The organism is Bradyrhizobium sp., from assembly GCF_030654605.1.
Lineage (GTDB): Bacteria > Pseudomonadota > Alphaproteobacteria > Rhizobiales > Xanthobacteraceae > Bradyrhizobium.
Genome location: NZ_JAURXB010000224.1, coordinates 1 through 2,068, shown reverse-complemented (window position 1 = coordinate 2,068; position 2,068 = coordinate 1). Strand labels below are relative to the sequence as shown.

The 2,068-nt window shown below is 67.2% G+C and carries 2 protein-coding genes; both read right to left on the bottom strand.

From position 1 onward, the window contains the following. The coding region (locus Q7U29_RS20115; protein WP_304744228.1) for a xanthine dehydrogenase family protein subunit M at window positions 1-917 on the bottom strand (917 nt) is incomplete at its 3' end. Further along, on the bottom strand, window positions 914-2,068 hold a 1,155-nt coding region (locus tag Q7U29_RS20110; protein ID WP_304744227.1), incomplete at its 5' end, for a xanthine dehydrogenase family protein molybdopterin-binding subunit. The genes Q7U29_RS20110 and Q7U29_RS20115, both read right to left, overlap by 4 nt.

Sequence of the window (2,068 nt, the reverse complement as noted above, 5' to 3'; positions counted from 1 at the left end):
TACATCGCCAGCCGCTGCAGCAAATCGTGCACGACGCCCTCCAGCAGATCGAGCTTGTAGCCCGTCATCGGCAACGACTTTGCGCCCGAACTCGCCTGCCTTGCGGCCTCCGCGATGACAGCCGCGCTGGCCGGCTTGCCTTGCAAGGCTGCTTCGCAAGCTGCAAGGCGGAGCGGCACCGGCGCGACGCCGCCGGCGGCGATGCGGATGAACTGGAACGTGCCTGAAGTCACCACGGCGCGGGCGCACACTTCGGCCAGCGGCCATTCGGCGTGGCTGCGGCTGATGGCGCGCTTGTAGAGCGCGCGCTCGCTCGGCAGCGGCGCGGGCAGTCGGATGCTTCGGATCATTTCGCCTGATGCCAGCGCATGATCGTACGTTCCGTTGGAGCCATCCCCCAGCAGTTCGCCGATCGAAATCGCCGGCCTTTGGCTGGTGACGATGCTGGCATCATAGGCGAGCAGCGCGGCCGCCATGGTGGAGGGATGCGGCGCCACGCAGGGGCCGAGATCGAAGGCGACGCTGTAGAGGTGATTGCCCGTTCGGGCCGGGCAATCGCTGCCGCCCTTCTTCAGGCAGGCGACGTGCGGATCGCGAAAATACCAGCAGCGCGAGCGCTGCGCGAGGTTGCCTCCGAGCGTGGCGAGATGGCGGACCTGCGGCGTGGCAAGGCCCAATGCAGAAGCCGCGATCCCGGGATAGGCCGCCCCGATGCGCGGGTCGGCGCCTACAGCGGCGATAGAGGTGAGCGCGCCGATCGTTGCGGCGCCATCCGCGCCCCATGTCACGCCGATCGTGTCGGGTGCGGCGGCCAGATCGATCAGCGGTCCCTGTGAGACGCCGCTGCGCCGCCTTTCGCTGAGGTCGGTGCCGGCGGCGCGGAATTCGGCGGAAGCCGTCATCGATGCGGACGTCATGCTGCGGTCCTCCCTTTCAAGGCGGATATCAGGCGGTCGGGGCGGATCGGAATTTCCGTCAGCCTGATGCCGGTGGCGTTGCGGATGGCGTTGGCCAGCGCCGGCGATGTCGGCACCGTCGCCACCTCGCCGATCCCGACACTGCCGCCGAGCACATGATCAAAACCGGCTTCGTCGAAATGCACTGATATCGCGGGCGTGTCCGATATTCCGGGGATGCGGTAGTCCTCCATCCCCGCAGACAGCACGCTACCGCTGCGCGGATCGGTTTCGCGCGCTTCATACAGCGCATAGCCGAGGCCCTGGATCACCGAGCCGGTGGCCTGGCTTCGCGCCAGCGCGGGCGCGGCGATCTTGCCGACGGCAATGCCGGTATGGACGTTGAGCACGCGGACATGGCCGAGCCAGGTATCGATTTCGACCTCGATCACCTGCACCGAACTCGGCACACCGGCGCCGACCGCCAGATTGGAAAAGCGGCGCAGCATCCAGCCGAAGATGATGCCGATGAAGCCCGCTTCCTTCAGTGGCGAGCGGATGCCGGGAGCGGTCGGTTTGGCGTCTTCGGGGCGCACGCTGGTGGCGCTGAGATCGGGCGAGGCTGCGATCATTTCGCGCCATGGCGCGTTGGAGCCGGGGACCGGCTTGCGTTTGGCGTTCTGCTCGATCGCGTCCTTCAGCTTCTGCACGGCCAGCAGCGTCGGCGGAATCATGGAAGCCGTGCTGCGGCTGCCGCCGGCGCCCGGTCCTTCCGGCAGTCTGGAATCGCCGATCCGCACTTCAATGTCGTGCGGCTCAAGTCCGAATTCGTGCGCGACCGTGTTGGCGATCACGGTGCGGCTGCCCTGGCCGATATCCTGGGTCGCGGTGCTCGCGATCAGCCGTCCACCCTCGACCTTGAGTTCGATCTTCACGCCGGGCTGCCAGATATAGAGCCAGTAGCCGGTGGCGACGCCGACGCCCCTGCGATAGCGGCCGGTCTGCGCGGCAGCCGTCTTCCGGTTGCGCCATGTATCGAGGCCTGCGGCCCAATCATAGAGACGCTGGCGGTTGGGATTGGGATCCCAGCGTTTCCGCAGGGCGATCGGATCGAGCTTCATCCGAAGTGCGGCTTCGTCGATCGCCTGTTCCAGCGCGAACGCCATCGGCGG